Annotated in this window: 19 protein-coding genes; 9 read left to right on the top strand and 10 right to left on the bottom strand. The window is 62.5% G+C overall.

Annotated elements, in window-relative coordinates:
- Positions 1 to 3: 3 nt before the first annotated feature.
- Positions 4 to 411 carry a YbjN domain-containing protein gene (locus QMK33_RS05515; protein WP_283563560.1) on the bottom strand — a complete coding sequence of 136 codons (408 nt, stop codon included), beginning with the start codon at positions 409 to 411 and terminating at the stop codon, positions 4 to 6.
- 172 nt (positions 412 to 583) lie between these two features.
- Here QMK33_RS05515 and QMK33_RS05510 point away from each other — a divergent pair, with 172 nt between their 5' ends.
- The 3 genes from QMK33_RS05510 to QMK33_RS05500 all read left to right on the top strand — a co-directional run bounded on the left by QMK33_RS05510 (position 584) and on the right by QMK33_RS05500 (position 4396).
- The gene (locus QMK33_RS05510) at positions 584 to 1399 is read left to right on the top strand and encodes an XRE family transcriptional regulator (protein WP_283563559.1); all 816 of its coding nucleotides are present in this window, start codon (positions 584 to 586) and stop codon (positions 1397 to 1399) included.
- 49 nt (positions 1400 to 1448) lie between these two features.
- The gene (locus QMK33_RS05505; protein WP_283563558.1) at positions 1449 to 2804 is read left to right on the top strand and encodes a sigma-54-dependent transcriptional regulator; all 1356 of its coding nucleotides are present in this window, start codon (positions 1449 to 1451) and stop codon (positions 2802 to 2804) included.
- A 110-nt stretch (positions 2805 to 2914) separates the two neighbouring features.
- Positions 2915 to 4396 (top strand): sensor histidine kinase, encoded by a 1482-nt coding sequence (locus QMK33_RS05500; RefSeq protein ID WP_283563557.1) that lies wholly within the window; start codon positions 2915 to 2917, stop codon positions 4394 to 4396.
- A gap of 56 nt (positions 4397 to 4452) precedes the next feature.
- Here QMK33_RS05500 and QMK33_RS05495 read toward each other — a convergent pair whose 3' ends face one another.
- A complete protein-coding gene (locus QMK33_RS05495) occupies positions 4453 to 4878 on the bottom strand; it encodes a hypothetical protein (RefSeq protein WP_283563556.1) in 426 nt (141 codons plus the stop codon).
- 198 nt (positions 4879 to 5076) lie between these two features.
- Between QMK33_RS05495 and pulA the strand changes: the two genes are divergently transcribed.
- On the top strand, positions 5077 to 7065 hold the full coding sequence (gene pulA / locus QMK33_RS05490; RefSeq protein WP_283563555.1) for a type I pullulanase: 1989 nt from the start codon (positions 5077 to 5079) through the stop codon (positions 7063 to 7065).
- A gap of 6 nt (positions 7066 to 7071) precedes the next feature.
- Here the strand turns inward: pulA and QMK33_RS05485 are convergent, their stop codons facing one another.
- The 3 genes from QMK33_RS05485 to QMK33_RS05475 form a co-directional block, all read right to left on the bottom strand.
- The gene (locus QMK33_RS05485) at positions 7072 to 7566 is read right to left on the bottom strand and encodes a c-type cytochrome (protein ID WP_283563554.1); all 495 of its coding nucleotides are present in this window, start codon (positions 7564 to 7566) and stop codon (positions 7072 to 7074) included.
- A 157-nt stretch (positions 7567 to 7723) separates the two neighbouring features.
- The gene (locus tag QMK33_RS05480) at positions 7724 to 8728 is read right to left on the bottom strand and encodes a glycosyltransferase (RefSeq protein WP_283563553.1); all 1005 of its coding nucleotides are present in this window, start codon (positions 8726 to 8728) and stop codon (positions 7724 to 7726) included.
- 200 nt (positions 8729 to 8928) lie between these two features.
- On the bottom strand, positions 8929 to 9876 hold the full coding sequence (locus QMK33_RS05475) for a lysylphosphatidylglycerol synthase transmembrane domain-containing protein (RefSeq protein WP_283563552.1): 948 nt from the start codon (positions 9874 to 9876) through the stop codon (positions 8929 to 8931).
- Between the two features lie 72 nt (positions 9877 to 9948).
- Here QMK33_RS05475 and ruvC point away from each other — a divergent pair, with 72 nt between their 5' ends.
- From ruvC to QMK33_RS05460, 3 genes are all read left to right on the top strand, one after another.
- Entirely contained in the window at positions 9949 to 10593 is a 645-nt protein-coding gene (ruvC, locus tag QMK33_RS05470; protein ID WP_283563551.1) for a crossover junction endodeoxyribonuclease RuvC, read from the top strand.
- 222 nt (positions 10594 to 10815) lie between these two features.
- The gene (locus QMK33_RS05465) at positions 10816 to 11271 is read left to right on the top strand and encodes a carboxypeptidase-like regulatory domain-containing protein (protein WP_283563550.1); all 456 of its coding nucleotides are present in this window, start codon (positions 10816 to 10818) and stop codon (positions 11269 to 11271) included.
- A gap of 608 nt (positions 11272 to 11879) precedes the next feature.
- On the top strand, positions 11880 to 14495 hold the full coding sequence (locus tag QMK33_RS05460) for an ATP-binding protein (protein ID WP_283563549.1): 2616 nt from the start codon (positions 11880 to 11882) through the stop codon (positions 14493 to 14495).
- Between the two features lie 148 nt (positions 14496 to 14643).
- Here QMK33_RS05460 and QMK33_RS05455 read toward each other — a convergent pair whose 3' ends face one another.
- Positions 14644 to 15381, bottom strand: a complete 738-nt coding sequence (locus tag QMK33_RS05455) for a LytR/AlgR family response regulator transcription factor (RefSeq protein WP_283563548.1) — start codon at positions 15379 to 15381, stop codon at positions 14644 to 14646.
- Positions 15382 to 15629: 248 nt separating this feature from the next.
- Here QMK33_RS05455 and QMK33_RS05450 point away from each other — a divergent pair, with 248 nt between their 5' ends.
- A complete protein-coding gene (locus QMK33_RS05450; RefSeq protein WP_283563547.1) occupies positions 15630 to 16589 on the top strand; it encodes a glycoside hydrolase family 5 protein in 960 nt (319 codons plus the stop codon).
- Positions 16590 to 16691: 102 nt separating this feature from the next.
- Here the strand turns inward: QMK33_RS05450 and QMK33_RS05445 are convergent, their stop codons facing one another.
- Positions 16692 to 17504, bottom strand: coding sequence for a PhzF family phenazine biosynthesis protein (locus QMK33_RS05445; RefSeq protein ID WP_283563546.1), 813 nt, complete (start codon positions 17502 to 17504; stop codon positions 16692 to 16694).
- A 150-nt stretch (positions 17505 to 17654) separates the two neighbouring features.
- Positions 17655 to 17846, bottom strand: coding sequence for a cold-shock protein (locus tag QMK33_RS05440; RefSeq protein WP_151087837.1), 192 nt, complete (start codon positions 17844 to 17846; stop codon positions 17655 to 17657).
- Positions 17847 to 18177: 331 nt separating this feature from the next.
- Between QMK33_RS05440 and QMK33_RS05435 the strand changes: the two genes are divergently transcribed.
- Entirely contained in the window at positions 18178 to 18450 is a 273-nt protein-coding gene (locus tag QMK33_RS05435) for a hypothetical protein (protein ID WP_283563545.1), read from the top strand.
- 17 nt (positions 18451 to 18467) lie between these two features.
- Here the strand turns inward: QMK33_RS05435 and QMK33_RS05430 are convergent, their stop codons facing one another.
- Complete coding sequence (locus QMK33_RS05430; protein ID WP_283563544.1) at positions 18468 to 18842, bottom strand: hypothetical protein; 375 nt, start codon at positions 18840 to 18842, stop codon at positions 18468 to 18470.
- Positions 18843 to 19039: 197 nt separating this feature from the next.
- Positions 19040 to 20149, bottom strand: a complete 1110-nt coding sequence (locus QMK33_RS05425) for a spore photoproduct lyase family protein (RefSeq protein WP_283563543.1) — start codon at positions 20147 to 20149, stop codon at positions 19040 to 19042.
- Between the last annotated feature and the right edge of the window lie 172 nt (positions 20150 to 20321).

Genomic DNA, 20321 nt, shown 5'->3' with positions numbered 1-20321 from the left:
AAATTAGGCGGTGAGGGGTTTAGAAAACTGAATCAATTCGTCGGCAAACTCGCTGAGCAGCAGGCCCAGGGAGTTGATGCACGCCTCCAGCTCGGGCAGGGTGAGCGAGTCGATTTGGAGCGTATCGCGGAAGATGAGCCGGCGGCCGGTATCGTCCAGGGCAAAGGCTCCGTGGATGATGTCGCGGTTCTTTTGCAGTAGCTGCCGGTAGATGTCGAGGGAGGGCGCGGGCAGCTCCAGCAGGTATTGCTCCAGTATCAGCAGCGGGTCGCCGCAGCCAATAACCAGGTTGCGAATGCCCAGCTCGGGCTTATCAACCACCAGCAGGTGCGCCTGCTCGTCGGCGTGGCGGATGTCAAAGCCCAGTTCCAGCAGGTAGGCGTTGATTTTCAGGAAGTAGTCATGGGTCATAAGCACGGGGCTAAATGTAGTGCTCTATACCTCGACAAGCCAACGGGTAGCGGCTTGCTCAAAAAACTAGCGGCCGGCCGGCCCTCGTTATAATACCGGTGCTAGCTTTACGCTACAATAGTACACAAAATTTCTGATATGCTCTTTTTATGAGCACAAATTATTTTTTAACATGTCGTTCGTAGGAAAGAATATTCGTAAGCTGCGCACCGTTAAAAAGCTGAGCCAGGCCTCTTTCGCCGAGTTATTTGGGCTGGCGCGGCCCAGCGTGGGGGCTTACGAAGAAGGCCGCTCGGAACCTAAAATGGAAACGCTCATTCAGATTGCTCAGTATTTTGGCTTGTCAGTCGACTTGCTACTTACGAAAGAGCTAACGGTAAATGAGCTGTATAACTTCGATATTTTTCGGGAGAACGCGCCCACCGCCGCGGCACTAAGCGCGCCGCCAGCCGCGGCCCGGTTGGCCGGCACCACACCCTACGTGCCCGGCAGCCGCAGCCTCGAATACATTGTGCAGCACCACGACCCTGCCTACCTCGACGGCCTGCCGTGGCTGAAGCTACCGCACCAGCTCAGCGGCCCCACGCGGGCCTTCGAAATCCGGGGGGCCGAAATGCAACTACCTAAGCAGCAAGGCCTGCACCACAAAGACACCGTGCTGTGCAGCCGCGTCAACCCGGCCCAGCCTAACATCTTGATAGGCAGCATCTATGTATTTGTGACGCCGGGCAAAATTCTGGTGCGCCGCGTGGCTGGCAAGCTAGCCGATGGCCAGCGCCTGCAACTCCGCGCCGACAATACCGACTACAGCCCCCAGGAGTTGGAGCTAACGCAGGCACTGGAAATATGGGAGGTGAAGGGTGTATTCACGTTGCACCTGCGCACCCCGGCCCGGCTCGATGAGCGCGTGGCTACGCTGGAGCAGCAGGTAGCGGAGTTGCTGGCGCGGGTGGCGGGCCAGGAAGCGGGCAGTAGTGGCCCAGCATAGACCTTCGCGCCTGCCGTTCTTTGCCCAGTTGTTACCATAACCGCTCCCTATGCCCACCGGAACCCTGCTCCTCATCGACGACGAAGCGCGCCTGCGCCAGCTCCTGGCGCAAGTATTGGAGCTGGAAGGCTACGTGGTGTTGCAAGCCCCCGACGCCTACCGGGGCCTGGCGCTGCTAACCGAGCACGCCGCCGAGGTGCTGGTAGTACTCAGCGACGTGAAGCTGCCCGACGGCCACGGCGTGGACCTGCTGCCCCGCTACCGGGCCGCCGCGCCGCTGGCCGAGGTGGTGCTGCTCACCGCCTTTGGCACCATCCCCGACGGGGTGAAGGCCATGAAGCTGGGGGCATTTGACTACCTCACCAAGGGCGATTTTGAGCAGCAATTGGTGGTGGTGGTGGAGCGGGCCGCCGAAAAAGCGCGCCTCCAGCGCCGCGTGCACGAGCTGGAAAAGCGCGTGGGCCAGCGCCATAGCTTCGAGAGCATGATTGGCGAATCGCCGGCGCTGCGCCGCGCCCAGCACCTGGCCCGGCAGGTAGCACCCACCGACAGCACCGTGCTGCTCGAAGGCCCCACCGGCGCGGGCAAGGAGCTGTTTGCGCAGGCATTGCACGAGGCGGGGGGCCGCAAAACCAAGCCGTTTGTGGCCGTCAATTGCAGCGCCTTTCCCAAGGATTTGCTGGAAAGCGAGCTGTTTGGCTACAAGAAAGGGGCCTTCACCGGGGCGCTCACCGATAAGAAGGGCCTGCTGGAAGAAGCGAATGGCGGCACGTTATTTCTGGATGAAATCGGCGAGTTGGAGCTTAATGTGCAGGCCAAATTTCTGCGGGTACTGGAGATGCAGCAGTTTACCAAGCTCGGCGACACGAAGCCCACTAGTGTGAATGTGCGCCTGGTTGCCGCCACCAACCGCAACCTTAAGCAGGAGGCGGCCGAAGGGCGCTTCCGGCTCGACTTGTACTACCGGCTCTCGGTATTTACCATCCTGGTGCCCTCGCTGCAAGAGCGGGCTACCGATGTGCCGCTGCTGGCCGCATTTTTCTTGCAGCACTTTGCCGCCCGGCTGGCCAGGCGCCTGCCCGGCTTCGAGCCCGATACGCTGGCCCGGCTGCAAGCCTATGCCTGGCCCGGCAATGTGCGCGAGCTAAAAAACGTGCTGGAGCGCGCCGCCATCCTGGCTCCGGCCGGCGAATTGCTGGCCCCCGATTACCTGCCCGAAGAATTTCAAAGCGGCGCGCGGCCCACGCTGGCCCCCGATGACGAGAGCCTGCGGGCGCTGGAGGCTCGCCATATCAGGCGGCTAATGAGCGACTTAGCGGGCAACAAGCCGGAAGTAGCCAAGCGCCTGGGCATTGGCCTGACGACGCTCTACCGCAAGCTGCAAGAATACGGACTAGAAGATTAAATTACTGAATATCTGCGTGTTGCGTAGCAGCAACGCGGGTTTAGCGCAGCGTAACCTCGGGCCAGCTTTGTTCAACTTTGCCCAGCTTTCGGCAGCTTTTGCTTTGCACTATGTCGTTAAAAATACAAATTCGCCTGGGGGTTTTTATTATGCTGGGGCTGCTGCTGAGCTTGGGCAGCTACGTTATTTTCACCATTCACCAGCTGGAGCTGGAAACGCCCGGCGTGCAGCAGGCCAACGCGCTGGCGGCGCAGCAAGCTGTGTGGTTGTTTCTGATTATCAGTACTTTATTGGGAATAATATTAATGGTGCGCCTGCCCCGCCTGGTGGTGCGCCCGCTCACGCGCCTCACCGCCGACGTGGAGCGCGTGGCCGCGCCCGGCCCCGTTACGCGCGTGGCCGTGACGCGCAACAACGAGGTGGGCTCGGTGGCGGCAGCCGTGAACCGGGTGCTGCGCCAAGCCGAGGACGAGCGCCGCGCCACCCTGGCCGAGCTCATCACCCAGCGCAACCGCACCGACAGCCTGGTGCGTGGCCTCGACGAGGGCCTGCTACTTATTGACCAGCACGGCGTTATCGTGCTGGCCAACCCCGTAGCCTGCCTGTTGCTGGGCCAGCCCGCCCGGGAGCTGCTCGACCAGCCCGCCGCGGCCGTGGCCAGCCAGAACGAGATGCTGTGCGAGTGGCTGCGCGCGCTCGACGCGCCCGCGGCCGGCCCGCCCGCCCCTAATGCACCCGAGGCCGGCCGGCCCGCCGGCCCCGTATTTAAGGTGCGGCCGCACGGCGAAAATCTGCATTATCAACTCACGGTGAGCGAAGTGACGGAGCTGAGCGAGGAGCTAAAAAAGGCCGTGCCCGCGGGCCACGTCTTTTGCCTGCGCGACGTGTCGGCCTTCAAAAACCTCGACCAGGTGAAGTCGGAGTTCCTGGCCACTATTTCGCACGAGTTAAAAACGCCGCTGGCCAGTATCAACCTAAGCCTGATGCTGATGCAGGACGAGCGCCTCGACGCGGCGCGGCGGCAGGAGATAGCGGGCGGCATCCGCTCCGAAACGCAGCGGCTGCTGGGCATGGTGGGCCAGCTCATTGAGGTGTCGCGGCTCGACGCGGGCAAGGAAATTCGCCTCAACCTGGCCCCCGTGCCGCTGCCCGAGGTGGTGCGCTACGCCACCGACATTGTGCGCGCCCAGCTCACCGACAAAAACCTACGCCTGGCCGTGCTGCTGGCCGAGCCCCTGCCCCGCGCCCTGGCCGACGTGGAGAAAACCACCTGGGTACTTATCAACTTGCTAGCCAATGCGATACGTTATTCGCCGCACGGCGCGGCGCTCACCATTCGGGCGGTGCCCTGGGGCGAAATGGTGCAGCTGAGCGTGGAAGACGAGGGGCCCGGCATTGCCAAAGAGCACCACCAACGCATTTTTCAGCGCTTCGGTGGGGTGGTGGGGCCGGCCGGGCAGGCGCGCGGCAGCTCGGGGCTGGGCCTGAGTATTTCGCGGGAATTTATTACGGCGCAGGGCGGGCAGCTGTGGGTCGAGAGCCAGCCCGGCGCGGGCAGTTGCTTCACGTTTACGCTGCCGGCAGCGGGGTAAAGCCCTTACTACTGAGGCTTACGCAAAAGCGCTTGCCATGACAAATGGAGAGGCTTTTACGCCATAGCACGCGCTCCCTGGCACTGCGTGAGCCACGCCCTGAGTGGGCCTTCCTCCGCAAAAAATGCCACTTGGTTGCTGCCCGCTGCGGGGCCACCTATTTGCGCAAGTAGCTTAGGGCTAAGCAAATAGCCCAGGCACACTGGCCCCGCCAGGCGCTGCGCCGCCCGCACCAGAAACTCGGTGGCGAGCCACTGCTGGTCGGCGGCGTCGGGGGCGTTGCGGCTGCGCAAATCAACCTGCCAGAACGGGCAGCCTACTTCGCGGGCCAGCCGCAGGGTGGCGCGGTAGCCCTGCCGCAGCTCGGCCGCCGACACGGGCCGGCGCCAGCGCGCCACCACCAGCTGCAGGTCGGCGCGGTAGCGCAGCTCCGGAAAATCGGCCTCGGGGCAGAGGCGGGCAGATGAGGGCACGGTGGTCATGGCAAAAGGGAATGGTAACCAACGGGAGGATGCTCGTTTCGACGGCGAAGGTTGCCAAGGGTTTAGTCGAAACAGCAGTTTGTTCGGCCGGGGGCGGGGCTTTCCAGACCAACGGGCCGTTTTCGCCCAGTGGCGGCGCGGGCCCCGGGCGGGCCTTACTTTGCCCGCATGATTCGCCGTTTGCTTCGCCTGCTCCTCGTGCTTTCCCTTCCCGCCACCGCGCTGGCCCAGGCGCCCTACCCCGATGCCGCCCGCTACCCGCTCGGCCAATACCCGTTTTACCAAGGCCCGGACCTGGGCCTCACGTTTGACGCGCGCACCGGCCAGGGCACCCTGCGCGTGTGGGCCCCCACCGCCGAGGCCCTGCGCCTGCGCCTCTACGCAGCCGGCACAGGCGGCGCGGCCACCGCTACCCATGAGCTAAGCCGCAGCACCAGTGGCACTTGGGCAATAAGCTTACCGGCCGGCACCACCGGCTTCTACACCGTGCAGGCCACTATAAAAGGGCGCACGCTGGCCGAGGTAGCCGAGCCCTACGCCCGCGCCGTGGGCGTGAACGGCCACCGCGGCGCCTGGCTCGACCCGGCCACCGCCGCCCCGCCCGACTGGGCCGACGACCGCCGCCCGCGCCCCCTCCACCCCACCGATATTGTGGTGGGCGAGGTGAGCGTGCGCGACCTTTCCAGCGACCCGCAATCGGGTATCGTGCACAAGGGCCAGTACTTGGGTCTGGCCGAGGCTGGCACCGCCGGGCCGCAGGGCGTGAGCACCGGCTTGCAACACCTGCAGGAGCTGGGCATTACGCACGTGCACCTGCTACCCGTCAACGACTTTGCGGCCATCGACGAAAGCCTGCCCCCTGCTTCGACGCGCTATAGCTGGGGCTACGACCCGCTCAACTACTTCGTGCCCGAGGGCTCGTATGCCACCAGTGCCACGGACCCGGCCGGGCGCATCCGCGAGTTTCGGCAGTTGGTGCAGGTACTGCACCAGCGCGGGCTGGCCGTGGTGGTCGATGTAGTGTTCAACCACGTGGCCGATGCCGGCACGAGCGCGTTTGAGCAGCTGGTGCCGGGCTATTATTTCCGGCACAATGCCGATGGCACGCTCGCCAACGCCACGGCCTGCGGCAACGAAATCGCCTCCGAGCGGCCCATGGTGCGCAAGCTCATCGTGGACGCCACCAACCACTGGGCCCGCGCCTACCACGTCGATGGCTTTCGCTTCGACCTCATGGGTGTGCTCGATATTGAAACCATGCGGGCCGTGCGCGTGGCCCTCGACCAGCAAAACCACCGCATTTTTATGTATGGCGAGGGCTGGGCGGCCGGCCCCAGCCCCCTGCCCGAAGCCCTGCGCGCCGTGAAGGCCAATCTGCCCCGCCTCAGCCGCATTGCCGCCTTCGGCGATGAGCTGCGCGACGGGGTAAAGGGCCACTATGCGCACCAGGCGGAGCCGGGCTTCGTGGGCGGCCAGCCGGGTTTGGAGGAGAGCGTGAAGTTCGGCATTGTGGCCGCGACCCGGCACCCGCAGCTTGATTACCAAAAGGTTAACTACAGCAAAGCGCCCTGGGCCAGCCAGCCCGGCCAGGCCCTCAACTACGTGGCCTGCCACGACGACCGCACCCTCTGGGACAAGCTGCGCATTGCCAACCCCACGGCCAGCGAGGAGGAATTAATCCGCATGGATGCCCTCTGCAACACCATCGTCTTCACGTCGCAGGGCGTGCCCTTCCTACCCATCGGCGACGACTTTTTACGCACCAAAAAAGGCGCGTCCAACTCCTACAACCTGCCCGACAGCATCAACCAGCTTGATTGGGGCCGTAAGGCAACGTACCCGGCCGTGGCCACGTTCTACCGCCAGCTGCTGGCCCTGCGCCGGGCGCACCCGGCTTTTCGCCTCCCCACACAAGAGCTTATTGCACAGCATCTTATATTTTTACCCAACGTGCCAGCCGGCACCATCGGCTACCAGCTCACCAACCACGCGGGCGGCGACGCCTGGCAGACGATTACCGTGCTGTTCAACGGCCAGCGCCAGGCCGCCACGGTGCCCGTGCCGGCCGGCAGCTACCGGGTAGTGCTGCGCGGCCTCGACCTTAAGCAAAGCGGGTTGGAAACACTGAGCGTTGGCGCAAGCGGCCTGGCGGTGCCAGGCAGCACGGCGCTGGTGCTGGTGCAGTAGCGCGGGTTAGTTAACGACTACGGCGCCGGTAGCTCGGGGCTGGGCATTGTTTCCTTCTTCCGAAGCGACCCAAGCCATAATACCGGCTATTTCCTTATCCGTAAGGCTCGGGAAAGAAGGCATTTGCTGCTTACCATTGTCGTCGTATAGCTTCACGGCGTACTCGTCGCCGCTGGCAATGACTTTGGCCGAATTGCGGACCCAGCGCGTAATCCAGGAAATAGGGCGCCGCTTGCCAATGCCAGCCAGCGCCGGGCCAATCACTTTATCGTGCACCGCGTGGCACTGAGCACAGTTAGCCCTGAAGAGCGGGTCACCAGTTTTTATAGCATCCGCTTCCTCAGCTGAGGCTGGCACGTAGGCAGATACGGGCATTGCCTGCGGGCGCTGGCCCAGGCTGTCGGCCGGCATATTCGCTAGCTGCTCCTCCGCTGGCGCGAGGCTTATCAACCCGCCCGCGCTCAGCGCCAGAAAACCTATCAACAAAACAATTAATCCCATGCTAAAGGCAATGGCCAAGCCAGCTGGGTTAGTGCGCATAACGGCAACAGTGTTAGGTGAAAGAACAAGTCCTTTACTACAACCTTACCGTTCAGCTTTTGCTTACTGAAAAACTGACTATTTCAGAAAATATTCATCTAATACCGGGGTGGGTAAGCTACCGCACCTGCCGGCCCTTCCAGGCGTAGCTGCCGCGCCGCGCGGCCAGGCCCACGGCCAGCGCGTAGGGCGCGTACAGCAGCTGCAAGGGCAGCAGCCACCCCAGCCAGCGCCGCCGCCGCAACAAGCCTAGCATGGGCCACAGCAGCCAGCCATCGGCCCCCAGCTTGAGCGCCCAGCCGGCGGCCACCCACGGCCCCAGCGCCGGCCAGCTTACCGCCAGCGCCAGGCCCAGCGCCAGGCTCACATTGGCCCCCACTACCAGCAGCGCCAGCTGGCGCGGGGCGGCCGTGCGGTAGTGCGGGTACTTGCTGGCCCAGCGCACCCGCTGCCGCAGCAGCGCCCGCAACGTGCCCGGCGCGGGCGTATCGACCACGGCCGCGGCCGCGGCCAGAAACCGCACGCCGGCCGGGTAGCGCCGATGGATTTTATGCAGCAAAAACTCGTCGTCGCCGCTGGCAATTCCTTGGTTATCAAGGTAGCCGCCTACTTCGTGAAACGTGGCGCGGCGGTAGGCCAGGTTGGCACCGTTGCACATGGTGGGCCGGCCCCGGGCGATACACCCCGCCCCCACCCCCACCAGCCCGGCAAACTCCAGCCCCAGCAGCCCATCAAACCACGCCCCGCCCGGCGTGAGCCGCACCGGCCCACTGATGAAGTGAAGGGGCGCGGGCGCAACTGCGTGAAGGAGCGCCGCATAGGCCTGCAGCCAGCCGGGGCCGGGGCGGCAGTCGGCATCGGTGCACACCACCCAGGGGGCGCGGGCCTGCGCCTCGGCGGCGGCCAGGGCGGCTTTTTTGCCGGTGGTGCCGGGCGGCAGCGCAATGCGCCGCAGGGCAAAGGACACGGTGGAGGCAGCGGCCGCCAGCAGCGCGGCCGTGCCATCGGTGGAGTGGTCGTCGGCCACGAGCACTTCAAACAGCTGCGGGGCTAGCCCCTGATTTGCAAGGGCTTGCAGCAGCTGCGGCAGTGCGGCAGCTTCGTCGCGGGCGGCGATGAGCACGGAGAAAAAGGGTAGCCCCACGCCCGCGTCCAGCCCCATCCCCGGCCCCACCCCTGCGGGGGAGGGGAGCCTGACGCTGGCACTAGTGAGTGACTGCGCCGCCGTGGCTCCCCTCCCCCGCAGGGGTGGGGCTGCCAGCCAAACCCACGCCGCCGCATACCCTGCCGGCCCCAGCAGCAGGAGCGCTCCCAGCAGCGCCATCATCGGGCCCGGCGCTCGCGCAGCACCCGCAAGCCAGGCAGCAGCAGCAGCCCCAGCGCGCTGGGCAGCGCGATATTAATGACCCACAAACTCAGGCTGGCGCTCAGCACGGGCAGCGCCGGCTGGCCCAGCAGCCCAAACAAATGCGTGGCCGACAGCTCGCGCACCCCCACATCGGCCAGGGCATTGAGCGAGGGCACCAGCGACTTAAACAGGAACGTGCCCGCCACCGCCGCCGTAGCCGGCCCCAGCGGAGTACGCACCCCATAGGCATACAGCAGCAGCAAAAACTGGCTGCAAAACACGGCGTAGCGTAGCCCCGAAATGCCCAGCACCACGTGCAGCTCGGCAGCGCGGTAGGTAGGCATTATGGCCAGGTAGCGCCGGAAGCGCCGCAGTGGCCGCACCAGCGCCAGCGCCGCCAGCAGCAGGCGCGAGCGGTAGAGCGGCAGCAGCACCGCCGCGCTCGCCAGCCCGGCCGCTACCACCACGCCCGCCTGCGCCGCCGGGTAGCCACCCAGGTAAAATTTCACCAGAAAATACAGCAGCCCCGCCCCACCCGCCAGCACCGTAGCCACCAGCTGCGCGTAGCGGCCCAGAAACACCGCCCCCACCGCGTCGAGCCGCCGCCGACTGTGTAATTCCAGAATGCGGGCGGCGTAGTCGCCCACCCGGTTGGGCGTGGCAAAGCCCAGCGTGAGGCCCAGCAGCACCGCCCGCAGGCTGCGCCCAAACGAGTGGCCGGGCTCGAGGTGGCGGGCCAGCAGCTGCCACTTCCAAGCCTCCAGGCCCCAGTTGAGGGGCACCAGGGCCAGGGCAGCCAGCACTGGCCCCCGGCCCGCGCCGCTGAGCGTGGCGGCCACCAGCTGCCGCCAGGCCGCGGCCGTGTCGGGCGCGGCAAATACCGAGTGGTACAGCAGCCCCAGCGTGAGCAGCGTAATGCCCACCTTGGCCAGCAGTACCCAGCGCGGGCCACGGCGGGGTGGGCCGGGGGGCGGCGGGGCGTAACTTTGACCAACATGGCCGTTTCCCGCAATTTGCCCCCCGCCCCCATTCAACGGCTGCCCCCGGCCGAGAAGGTCATTATGGGCGTCGACCCCGGCACCCAGATTATGGGCTACGCCATCATCGAGGTGCGCGGGCAGCACGTGAAGGTACTGCAATACGACGTTATTAATATGAAGGCGCTCGGGACGAATCACGCCGTAAAGCTAAAGCGGATTTTCACCCGTATGCTGGAGCTCATCGACGAGTTTCTGCCCGATGAGCTGGCCATTGAGGCCCCCTTCTACGGCGTAAATGTGCAGAGTATGCTCAAGCTGGGCCGGGCGCAGGGCGTGGCCATTGCCGCCGCTTTGTCGCGCGATATTCCGTTTGTGGAGTACGCCCCTACCAAGGTAAAGCAGGCCGTAACCGGCTCGGGCGCGGCCGATAAAGAGCAGGTAGCCCGCATGTTGCGCCAAACCCTGGAGCTGCCGCCCATTGAGGAGGCCCCCAAGTTTTTGGACGCCACCGATGCGCTGGCCGTGGCCCTGTGCCACCACTACCAGCAGGGCAACAACGTGAAAGCCGGTGCTAAAAGCTGGGGCAAATTTCTGGAGGATAACCCCGCCCGTACCCTGGCTACCACCACCGTAGCGCGCAAGCCCGGCCGCGCCAAATAGCCGCCGAGCTGAGAACCAGGTAAATTTAATCGCTTGAAAATACCAATTGAGCCACAAAAGCGGCTCATTCGGATAGCGGAGCCTTGTCAAAACATTTCGCCCAGGTAGCTTTGTTAAAGGATACTAATTCCCACTAATATCCAAACCCTCTTCAGCCGCCGGCCACCTCGCTCTCCTATGCTATCCTTCGCTACTCGCCTTTTCGCCGCTGTTGTTTCCACTTTGGCACTGGCTGGGCCCGCGCTGGCTGGCAATGACCCCATCAGCAAGCGCCCGGCCGCGCCCCACCGCACCCACCAGGTGCTTGACACGGTAATTAAAGCACCGGCTGCCACCTCGGCCGCTAAAAAAACGCCGGCTGCCCAGCCCGCCAGCCCAGCTACCACCCTCGTAGCGGTGGCTACCGAGCAGCCAGATGCCGCCCCCACCGCTCCGCACGTGATAAAGCTGAAGGGTATTGTGCTCAATGCCAACGGCCAGCCCTGCCCCGGGGCCAGCGTGTACCCCGCCGGTGCGCCGCGCCAGCTTGTTATTACCGATGCCAACGGAGCCTTTGCGCTGCCCGTACCTGCGGGCGGGCCCGTGTCGCTGCGGGTTGAGTATTTTGGGGTGGGCAGCAGCCGAGTAGAGGTTGCCGCTCCTTCGACCGATGTGCTGCACATCACCTTGGGCCAATAATTACCGGGTCCAGAATTTCCTTTTCAAAACCTCTTCTCAGTACTTGGGAGAGGTTTTTTTATGTCCGCTTTGCCGCCCATGCGTGCACGCCACGCATACGCCTGCAAGCCGAGCACGTGGGGCCAGGCAGCAGCCGGGTAGCACTGCCCGGTTGTTTGGGTCAGCTAGTGCTCACTGTACCAAGCCACTAATTACTTGTGATAGCTGAGTTTACTAGTTTCAAAGACCTACTGCTTACGCAGAAGACCCTTTTTTAGCCCCGGCGGGGTAATACATCAACAACAAGGCTCTGGAAAGCAGAACCAAAGCCCCGTAGGGGAGACACTTGCATACTGCGCGGGACGCGTGCTACCCCGCCGGGGCTTTGTTGCTTCTCGCACAGGTAGTTACCAGTGACCTATCGCCCTACCGGGTACGACCGCCGCCGGGGCTAAAAAACAGTTCTTTTCGTAAGTCCTGAGACCTTTTTTTAGCGGTCAGAAAGCCTTTACTGCGTGAGCCAAGCTCGGTTGGCTCAGGAGGCCGGCGGCCAGGCACCCCGTTTTTCCGGTTGCCTACGTTATTTTCGCTGCTATTCGCTTCGCCAGCCCTGTCGCTTCCTCGCCCTTATGCCTTCCCAACCCGCCCCAGCCGCCGAGCTTACGCCCTTGCTTCTGGCCGAAATTCAGGCGCTAGCCAGCTTGTCGGAGCAAAACCCCAATCCCATCGTGCGCCTCGACAGCACGGGCCGGCAGCTGTATGCCAACCCCGCCGCCCTGGCTCTGCGCCAGGGCCTGAGCCGGGCCGAGCAGGTGTGGGTGCGCCAGCAGCTGCGGGCGGCGGTGCTCACCCACGACCACGCCGCCGAAATACGCGTGGGTAAACGGTATTTTTTGCTGCAAAAGGCGGCCATCTCCCCCCCCGAGGGTAGTATTACCCTCTACCTGGCCGAAACTACGGCTCGCGTCAAGGCCGAGCAAGAACTAGCTGAGCAACAGATATTTATTAACAATATTCTGGATACCATTCCCAGCTCCATCTTTGTGCGCGATACGGAGGGCGAGCTTATCTTTCAAAACCGGGTGGCCGCCGAACTCAGCAGCCAGGCCACCCACTTGCACGGAGCCCGTAGCCCCGAACCCACCACGGGCCAGGCCGCCGAAGTAGACTCGTACCGCGCCACGCACGCGCAGGTAATGGCCAGCGGCGAGCAGATGGGCTACGAGCAACAAATAACCCTGAACTCGGGCGAAACGCGCTACCTCTACACCATCAAGCGCCCGCTGCTGCGGCCCGATGGCACCCGCCAGGTACTAGGCGTAAGCACCGACATTACCGATAAAAAGCTGGCTGGCCAAGCCCTGGCCGAGCGCGAAAAGCAGTACCGCGACCTGATGACGCACTCGCAGGCGCTCATCTGCACCCACGACTTGCAGGGCAACGTACTCACGGCCAACCCCATGGCTACCAGTCTATTGCAACGCGCTTTCCCCTTGGAGCCCGGCTGCCAGCTGCACGAGCTGGTGCCCCCCGCGCACCAAGCCAGGGTGCAGAAGTACTTGCAACAGTTCGACACCACCGATAATCAGCGCGGGGTATTGGCCATTGATATCCCCAACGGTCCGCGCTACTTGCTCTACGACAACCACTTGGTGCGCGAAGCTGGCCAGCCGCCCTACGTTATTGGGTACGGCCAGGATATTACCGAGCGCATTCAGGCCGAGCAGGAGCTGCGCCGGGCCAAAACCGCCGCCGAGGCCGCCGTGCTGGCCCGCGAAAACTTTCTGGCCAACGTGAGCCACGAAATTCGCACGCCCCTCAATGGGGTGCTGGGCATGGCCAGCCAGCTGGGCAAAACCACGCTCAACGCCCGCCAGCAGGACTTTGTGCGCACCATCCGGCACGCGGGGCAACACCTGCTGCACGTCATCAACGACGTGCTCGACATGGCCAAGATTACCTCGGGCAAGTTGGAGATGGAGGCTGTGCTCTTCAACCTCTGCGACTCGATGGGCGAGGCTATTCGGCCGTTAGCCACCCAGGCGCAGGAAAAAGGCCTGCACTTTGCCGGCACGCCGCTGCGCACCACCTGCGCCTACCCCTGGGTGCTGGGCGACCCGCACCGCCTCAATCAGATTCTTATTAACCTGGTAGCCAATGCGATAAAATTTACCGAGCCGGGCGGACGCATCATCGTTATTGGCGAGCAGCTGGCCGAAACGGCTACCGACCTCACCGTGCGCTTCACGGTAGAAGATACCGGCATCGGCATTACCCCCGACAAGCAGGAGATGATTTTTGAGGGCTTCACCCAGGCCTACTCTGACACCACCCGGCGCTTTGGCGGCACGGGCCTGGGCCTAAGCATTTCGCGGGCGCTGGTAGAGCAGCTGGGTGGGCAGCTCACCATCAGCAGCGAGTTGGGCGTGGGCAGCACCTTCGGCTTCACCCTCACCTTGCCCAAAGCAGATGCGCCGCTGGGTGCCGGGCACCCCACCGACGCCTACGATACCGGGGCCCTGCACGGCCGCCGGCTGCTGGTGGTAGAGGACAATGAAATAAACCGCACCGTGGCCCGCCTGCTGTTTGAGGGCTGGGGCGCGGTGGTGGACGAAGCCGAGGATGGCCTGGCCGGCGTGCACCGGGTGCGCGACGCGGCCCTGCCCTACGATGTGGTGCTGATGGACATTCAGCTGCCCGGCCTCAATGGCCTCGATGCCACGACGGCCATTCGGGCGCTGCCCGACCCCGCCCGGGCCAACCTACCCATTATCGCCCTCACGGCCAATGCATTTCGGGCCGACCGCGACCGCTACCTGGCCGCCGGCATGAACGCCTGCCTGGCCAAGCCCTTCGAGGAAGAGCAAGTGTACCAAACCCTGGTGCAACTGCTGCCCGACCCGGCCACCGCGGCCGCCTACGACCTCACCCGCCTGCGGGCGCTGGCGCGGGGCCGCGAGGAATTTGTGCTGAAAATAATTGACTCGTTTTTGCGCAACATCCCCGAAAGCCTGAACCAGCTGCGCGCCGCCGCCGCCGCCGGCAATTGGGACGAGGCCGCCAAAATCACCCATCACATCAAGCCCAGCCTCGAATCGGTAGGCGTGCACTACGTGGCCGATGCCGTGCGGCAGCTCGAAACCGCTGCCGTGGCCGACTACTCACGCCTACCCACCGCCGCCGCTCAGCTCGCCGCCCAGGTGCAGCGTGTGCTCACCGAACTCCCCCGCGAACTACCGGCTTAGCAGTGGGTAATGTGTAATGGAATAAAGAGACGTCATGCTGAACGCGGTGAAGTATCTCGTTCGCATCGTTGCAGGAATTAATTTTACTGCTGCCCGCGAGCTGCTTTACTGCGTTCAGCATGACGTTCCACTACCCATTGCCAACCACTTACAAATTTCTCAGGTGGCGGATAAACTCTTCCTGGTAAGACTTGCCAACCGGCACCTCGTGGGTGCCGAGCTTAATCATGTTGTCCTCAATGGCCTCGATGCGGCGCACATTAACGATGTAGGAACGGTGCACCCGCACAAAATGGGCAAAGGGCAGCCGCTCGCTCAGCGCCTTGAGGGTGAGGTACACAATATGCTTTTGGGTAGCCGTTACCAGCACCGAGTAGGTAGATAAGGCCTCGATATAGAGCACTTCGGCGAAGTTGACTTTGATAGTTTTGGTCCCGACTTTCACGAATAAGTCGTTGGCCGCTTCGACCGCCTTGGGGGCGGGGGGCGGGGTTACTGGGGCGGGCGGACGCAGGGCCAGCACCTTCGCTATCGCCTGGCTGAAGCGAACAAACTCCACTGGCTTTACCAGGTAGTCAACTACTTGCAGCTCAAAGGCCGCCACGGCAAAATCGCGGTGCGTGGTTACCAGCACAATGGCGGGGGCGGGCTTGGGCAGCAGTTTGGTTAGCTCCAGGCCCGTGATGGTGGGCATTTCTACGTCGAGCAAAACCAGGCCGCACTGCCCGCCATTGCGAAAAAAATTCAGGGCTTCGAGGCCACCCGGCAGCGACGCCACCAGCTCCAGCTCGGGCGTGAGGTCCACGAGGTGTTCCAGCGTCAGCCGGTTAATTTCATTATCATCGACGATAATACAGGCGAGGCGATTGGTAGCAGTAGTCGTCATAGCTGGTAGAGGCAGAGCAAGGCTTGTGGAAACGAAGTTGCAAGCTACTAGCAGCGGGCTTATCGCCCGCGGATAAAGAAGTAGAATTGTCCTAAACAGCCCAGGGCGCACCAGGCCCGGCGCTGCCCTTTGGCGCGCCTGTTTTTACAGGTTATTAAATGGTAAAAGCCTATTACATAAGGAGTTTTGGTAGATTATACCTTGCAGCCGCAAAGTTTCTCTTTTCCCACCCTTTTTTCCTTTTTCACATGGGTCTTTTTCCCACCTTTTCCTCCACTCCCCGCCCGGCCCGCCTGGCCGGCCTGCTCCTAGGGGCCAGTGCCCTGCTCGGTGGCTGCGCCTCCCACGAGGTAGCCCCGGCCCCCCAGGCCGCCGCCCCCACCACGGCCGACCTCACGGCGAACCTCGGCAACGGCGTCAATTTGCAGCCGTCGTACTACAACGGGGGCAACCCCAACTTCGGCTGGGCGCTAATGAAGCAGCAAACCAAAATCAAAACGGTGCGCATCGAGATTGAGCCCGGCTACGTGACGCAGGCCAAAAGCTGGATTTCGCAGGCCAAGGCCAATGGCTACGCCGTAATTGCCACCTACCACAAGTCGTCGGTGCTGGGCTCCGACAACACGGCCGAACTAACGGCGGCCGGCAACTGGTGGAAAGCCAACTACAACACGCTCGGCGGCGGCTTCACCATCAACCTGATGAACGAGTGGGGCAGCCACAACATCTCGGCCAATGCCTACGCGGCAGCCTACAACACGGCCATCAGCTCGGTGCGGCAGGTGTATGGCGGGCCCATTATCATCGACTGCGCCGGCTATGGCCAGGAAACGGCCACGGCGGCCGCCGCTGTAAAGGGCACCAGCGGCACCAAAATCAACGATACCAACATCATCTTGTCGGTGCACGTGTACCCCAACGGCTACAACCAGGGCAAGAACCACAGCCTGCAAAACGCCGACCTCGACGACCTGGCCTCGGCTGGGCGGCCCTGCATCATCGGCGAGTTTGGCAATACGCCGGCCGGCCCCGTTTATTGGCAAGATGTGGTCAACCACGCCAAAGGCAAGGGCTGGACCGTGCTGGGCTGGTGCTGGAACGGCGACGGCGGCGGCATGAACATGGTAAACCCTTCGTGGGCCTCCAACGGCAGCGCCACTTCCTTCACGCTCAGCTCGTACTTCAGCCAGGTGTATAACCTGTTGTAGAAGGGATATGGGCGCCGGCTAACCAAGGCCCACGCCCCTGCACAGGCTAAAAAACGCCCGACGCGTTGCGCCGGGTGTTTTTTTGATGTTCATTCGGCTTAGCTACAGCTGCACGTCGCCGCGCAAAAACGTGACGGCGTAGCCGCCAATATCCACGCGGCCATCGCGTAGGCGGCACCACAGCTCGCCGCCCCGCGCCGATTCCTGGCGGGCAAACAGCTCGGTTTTGCCCAGCTTCGCGGCCCAGAACGGGATGAGCGTGCTATGCGCTGAGCCAGTAACCGGGTCTTCGGGCACGCCCACCTCGGGCGCAAAAAAGCGCGACACAAAATCGACGTCGCCGCTGCCCGGCGCGGTGGTAATGAGGCCGAGGTAGCCCAGGTCGATGAGCGCCACGAAATCGGGCTTCAGGGCCAGCACCTCGTCGGCGTGGGCAAACTCAACCACCAAATCGCGGGAGGCCAGCACGGCCAGCGGCGTAGCTGCCCCGGGCCCTAGCGAGCGCATAAGCACCGCCGGGTGCTCACTGGGAGCCAGCGGCTGGGGCGGGCGGCTCGGAAAGTCCAGCACCAGCTTGCCGTCGGCTTCGCGGCGCACGTGCAGCAGGCCGCTTTTGCTCTGGAACGTAACCTTGTCTTTGGCATAGCCGCGCTCGTTCCACAGCACGTGGGCACTGGCCAGCGTGGCGTGCCCGCACAGGTCAATCTCGAAGGTGGGCGTGAACCAGCGCAGGTGAAAATCAGCCTCTTCCCCGCTGAGAGGCACGAAGAAAGCGGTTTCGGCCAAGTTGTTTTCGGCTGCAATCAGCTGCATGGTTTCGGCGGGCAGCCACTCGTCGAGGGGGCACACGGCGGCGGGGTTGCCGGTGAAGGGCCGGCGCGCAAAGGCATCGACTTGATAAATGGGAATGGTCATGGCAAAGGGCAAGTGGAAGGCGCAAAGATGCGGCGCGACTGGCTACCGGCTCCTTTTAGCGGGTTATTTTTTTTCGCTACCCGCGCGACAGGGCCAAAAAAAAAGCGGCATCCCAGGGGGGATGCCGCTTTTCTAAGCTGGAGTGGCGAACTAAACGAGCGACACCTTAACTGCGTTCGGGCCTTTTTTGCCCTGGGCAATTTCAAACTGCACTTTGTCGTTTTCACGAATCTCGTTAACGAGGTCCGTTACGTGAACGAATACGTCCTCGCCGGTGCTGTCTACTTTGATGAAGCCGAAGCCTTTGGTTTCGTTGAAGAATTTTACGGTTCCTGTCTGCATAATGCTAGGGAAAAAATGGGGTTGTGATAAAGCAAGCAGCAGCGAACCTATCTATTAACGTAGTGTGAGCTACGTAATGGTACTGAAACGTGGCGATTTGCCTTTTGTGCTCTAAAGGTACGTCCCAATTGGTAAACGGGAGCAAAACCAGTTGGGTAAAAGATGGGCAACCCGACCTAAACAGGCGCAACACCACGCTAAAACTGGCCAGCGGTGGGCAAATAGCGTAAACAAAACCGGGCCATCGGGGCCCATTATAGGCTACCCAAGGCGATTGTTTCGCCGGGTAGCGCCGCACATCAGCCCAACCTCACAACTATTTACTACCCTCATGGCTACTGATTATCAACCCATTGCCTGTGGCTTTTACGACGAGCTGGAAGCCATTGCCACCCGCAAGCAGCAAGTTTACTTGCAGTATTTCAACGACTTGCGGCAGCTTTGCCAGGGTTCGGTAGTGTTCAAAACCTTCTTCGTGCGCGACCACGTGGAATATGCCCAGCTAACCTCGGGCGAAGAAGTGCGCCTCGATCATATTATCCGGGTTGGTGACCTAGCCGCGCCGGGCTTCGACGATTATCCCGATTTTCGAAGTGGCTGTTGAGTAAGCGACATGGCAATTTACAGCGTACCGATTGGGTGACCGAGCCGCGTCAGAAAGTCACACAACGCTTCATAAGTAGCAGCATCAGCTTGAATTTCTTTCCCGGTAGCCGTTACCAATCGGTCACAATCAAAGCAGATATTAAGGACGTTCAATAAGTTATGTTGTGCATCATAAATGGCCAATGCATCTCTATAAACTGGCCCGCACATGAAAGGCATTGGGCTGACCATTGGCTTGCGCATGATTGCGGCAAACGCTTGGGCAGCTACGCTATTTCTTTCAATTCTGGCGACTGGCGAGGCAGTAATATGGAAAGCAGCATTTTCTTGAGTCAAATTCAGTAGATCAAGGTCAAACGTTCTTTCCAATAAACGCAGCTTTTCTCTCAATACTGGCAACTGAGTTGAAGAAGAGGTTAATAACTGCTTTCTGATTAACTAAAATTGTGCTTTCGCTGCTTCTTTTAGAGCCAACAGCTTTGGCCCGTGGTTGAAAGAATACGTTACCAGGTAAGCAAAATCCTGCTCGTTCCAAAACTCGCCCACTGTCATTATACATACGTTTTAATGCGGCGCGAAGCTACTGGCTACGTCCAGTACTGCACTGGCGCGTGGGGGAAGCGGCGCTGCCACTCGGCATAGAACCAGGCTTTTAGCTCTTTCATGGTGGGCTGGTCATACACGTACTTGAGGCCGCCAAACTTGTTGCGCTTCACGGCGCGGGTGCTCTCGTCGAGGTCGAGCGACGTGTTGGGGTACCAGCCCAGCAGCACCTCCTTCGAGCCGGGTGTGAAGCGGTGGGTAACGAACTCCACGGTAAGGTCGCAGTCGAAGTCGAAGGCCGCCTGCAAGCGGTCGAACAGCTCGCCGTAGTGCCGCTGCCAGTCGGGCATGGGCATAATGGGGGCTAGCAGCACGCCCACCGGGTAGCCGCCGCCGCCGCCCTGCGCCACCGGCAGCGCCAGCCGCCGCAGCCCCTGAATGCGCGCCTCAATGCTGGCTGTGCCGCCCTCCAGCTGCCGGGCCAGTGGCTCGGCATTGAGCGAGGCGCGGGCGCGGGTGTGGCCCTGGTGCGGCAGGCCCAGCAGGGTTTCTACGTGGTCATATTTGCTCACGAAGCGCAGGCGGGCTCCTTCGCGGCCGGCAAAGTATTTTACGGCCTCGCCGAGCGCCCCGGTGAGGTGCTCGATGCCCAAAACGTCGGTGTAGCAGCTGGCCTCGAAGCTTACGAAGCGGCCGGCTTGCTCGTATACCTGGGTGTTTTCCAGCAGCTTAGGCAGGTTGGCGAAGGCGCGCACCACGGGCGGGCCGCTGAGGCTGCCAGCCAGGTAGCAGTACTGGCAGTGGGCGGGGCAGCCCTCGGCCAGGTTGAGCTGGTAGTCGGCTGAGGGGGGCGTGGGTTGCAGGCGCAGCGCCCCGGCGGGCGCATTTACCACGGCCAGCGTGGTTTTGGCGGTGCGGTAGGTGGCGCGCTCGTCGTCGCCGCGCAGGCCGGTGAGGCGGTTGCTTTTGAGCAGCTCAATGTCGAGGTTGAGGGCCGTGGCGCGGGCCAGCATCTGCTGGCCGTAGGGCTCGTCGAGGGCGGCGGGCGTAAAAAGCACGCGCTTGGGCAGCCATAGTTTTGCGCCGTGAGTGCGGGCAGCATCGGCGGCGGGTGCCAGCGGCTGGGCCGGCGCGGGGGCATTGAGAACGGGCAAAAATAAGTCAGTCTGCATTACCTGGTAAACGCCAACCGGCCCGGATTAGGTCGTTTTTGCACATTTACACCATGTATTTAACTTGTTGATTTACAAGTAGATAAAAAATAAATCTTTCTTCCTATCTTCCTTTTGGTTACCGCACCGGCCGGGCCTGTTTTGCGTATAGCCC

Source organism: Hymenobacter sp. H14-R3 (assembly GCF_030063445.1).
In the GTDB taxonomy this organism is placed as follows: Bacteria; Bacteroidota; Bacteroidia; order Cytophagales; family Hymenobacteraceae; genus Hymenobacter.
The sequence above is the reverse complement of the archived record's forward strand: the minus strand, read 5'-3'. Positions and strand labels throughout refer to the sequence as shown.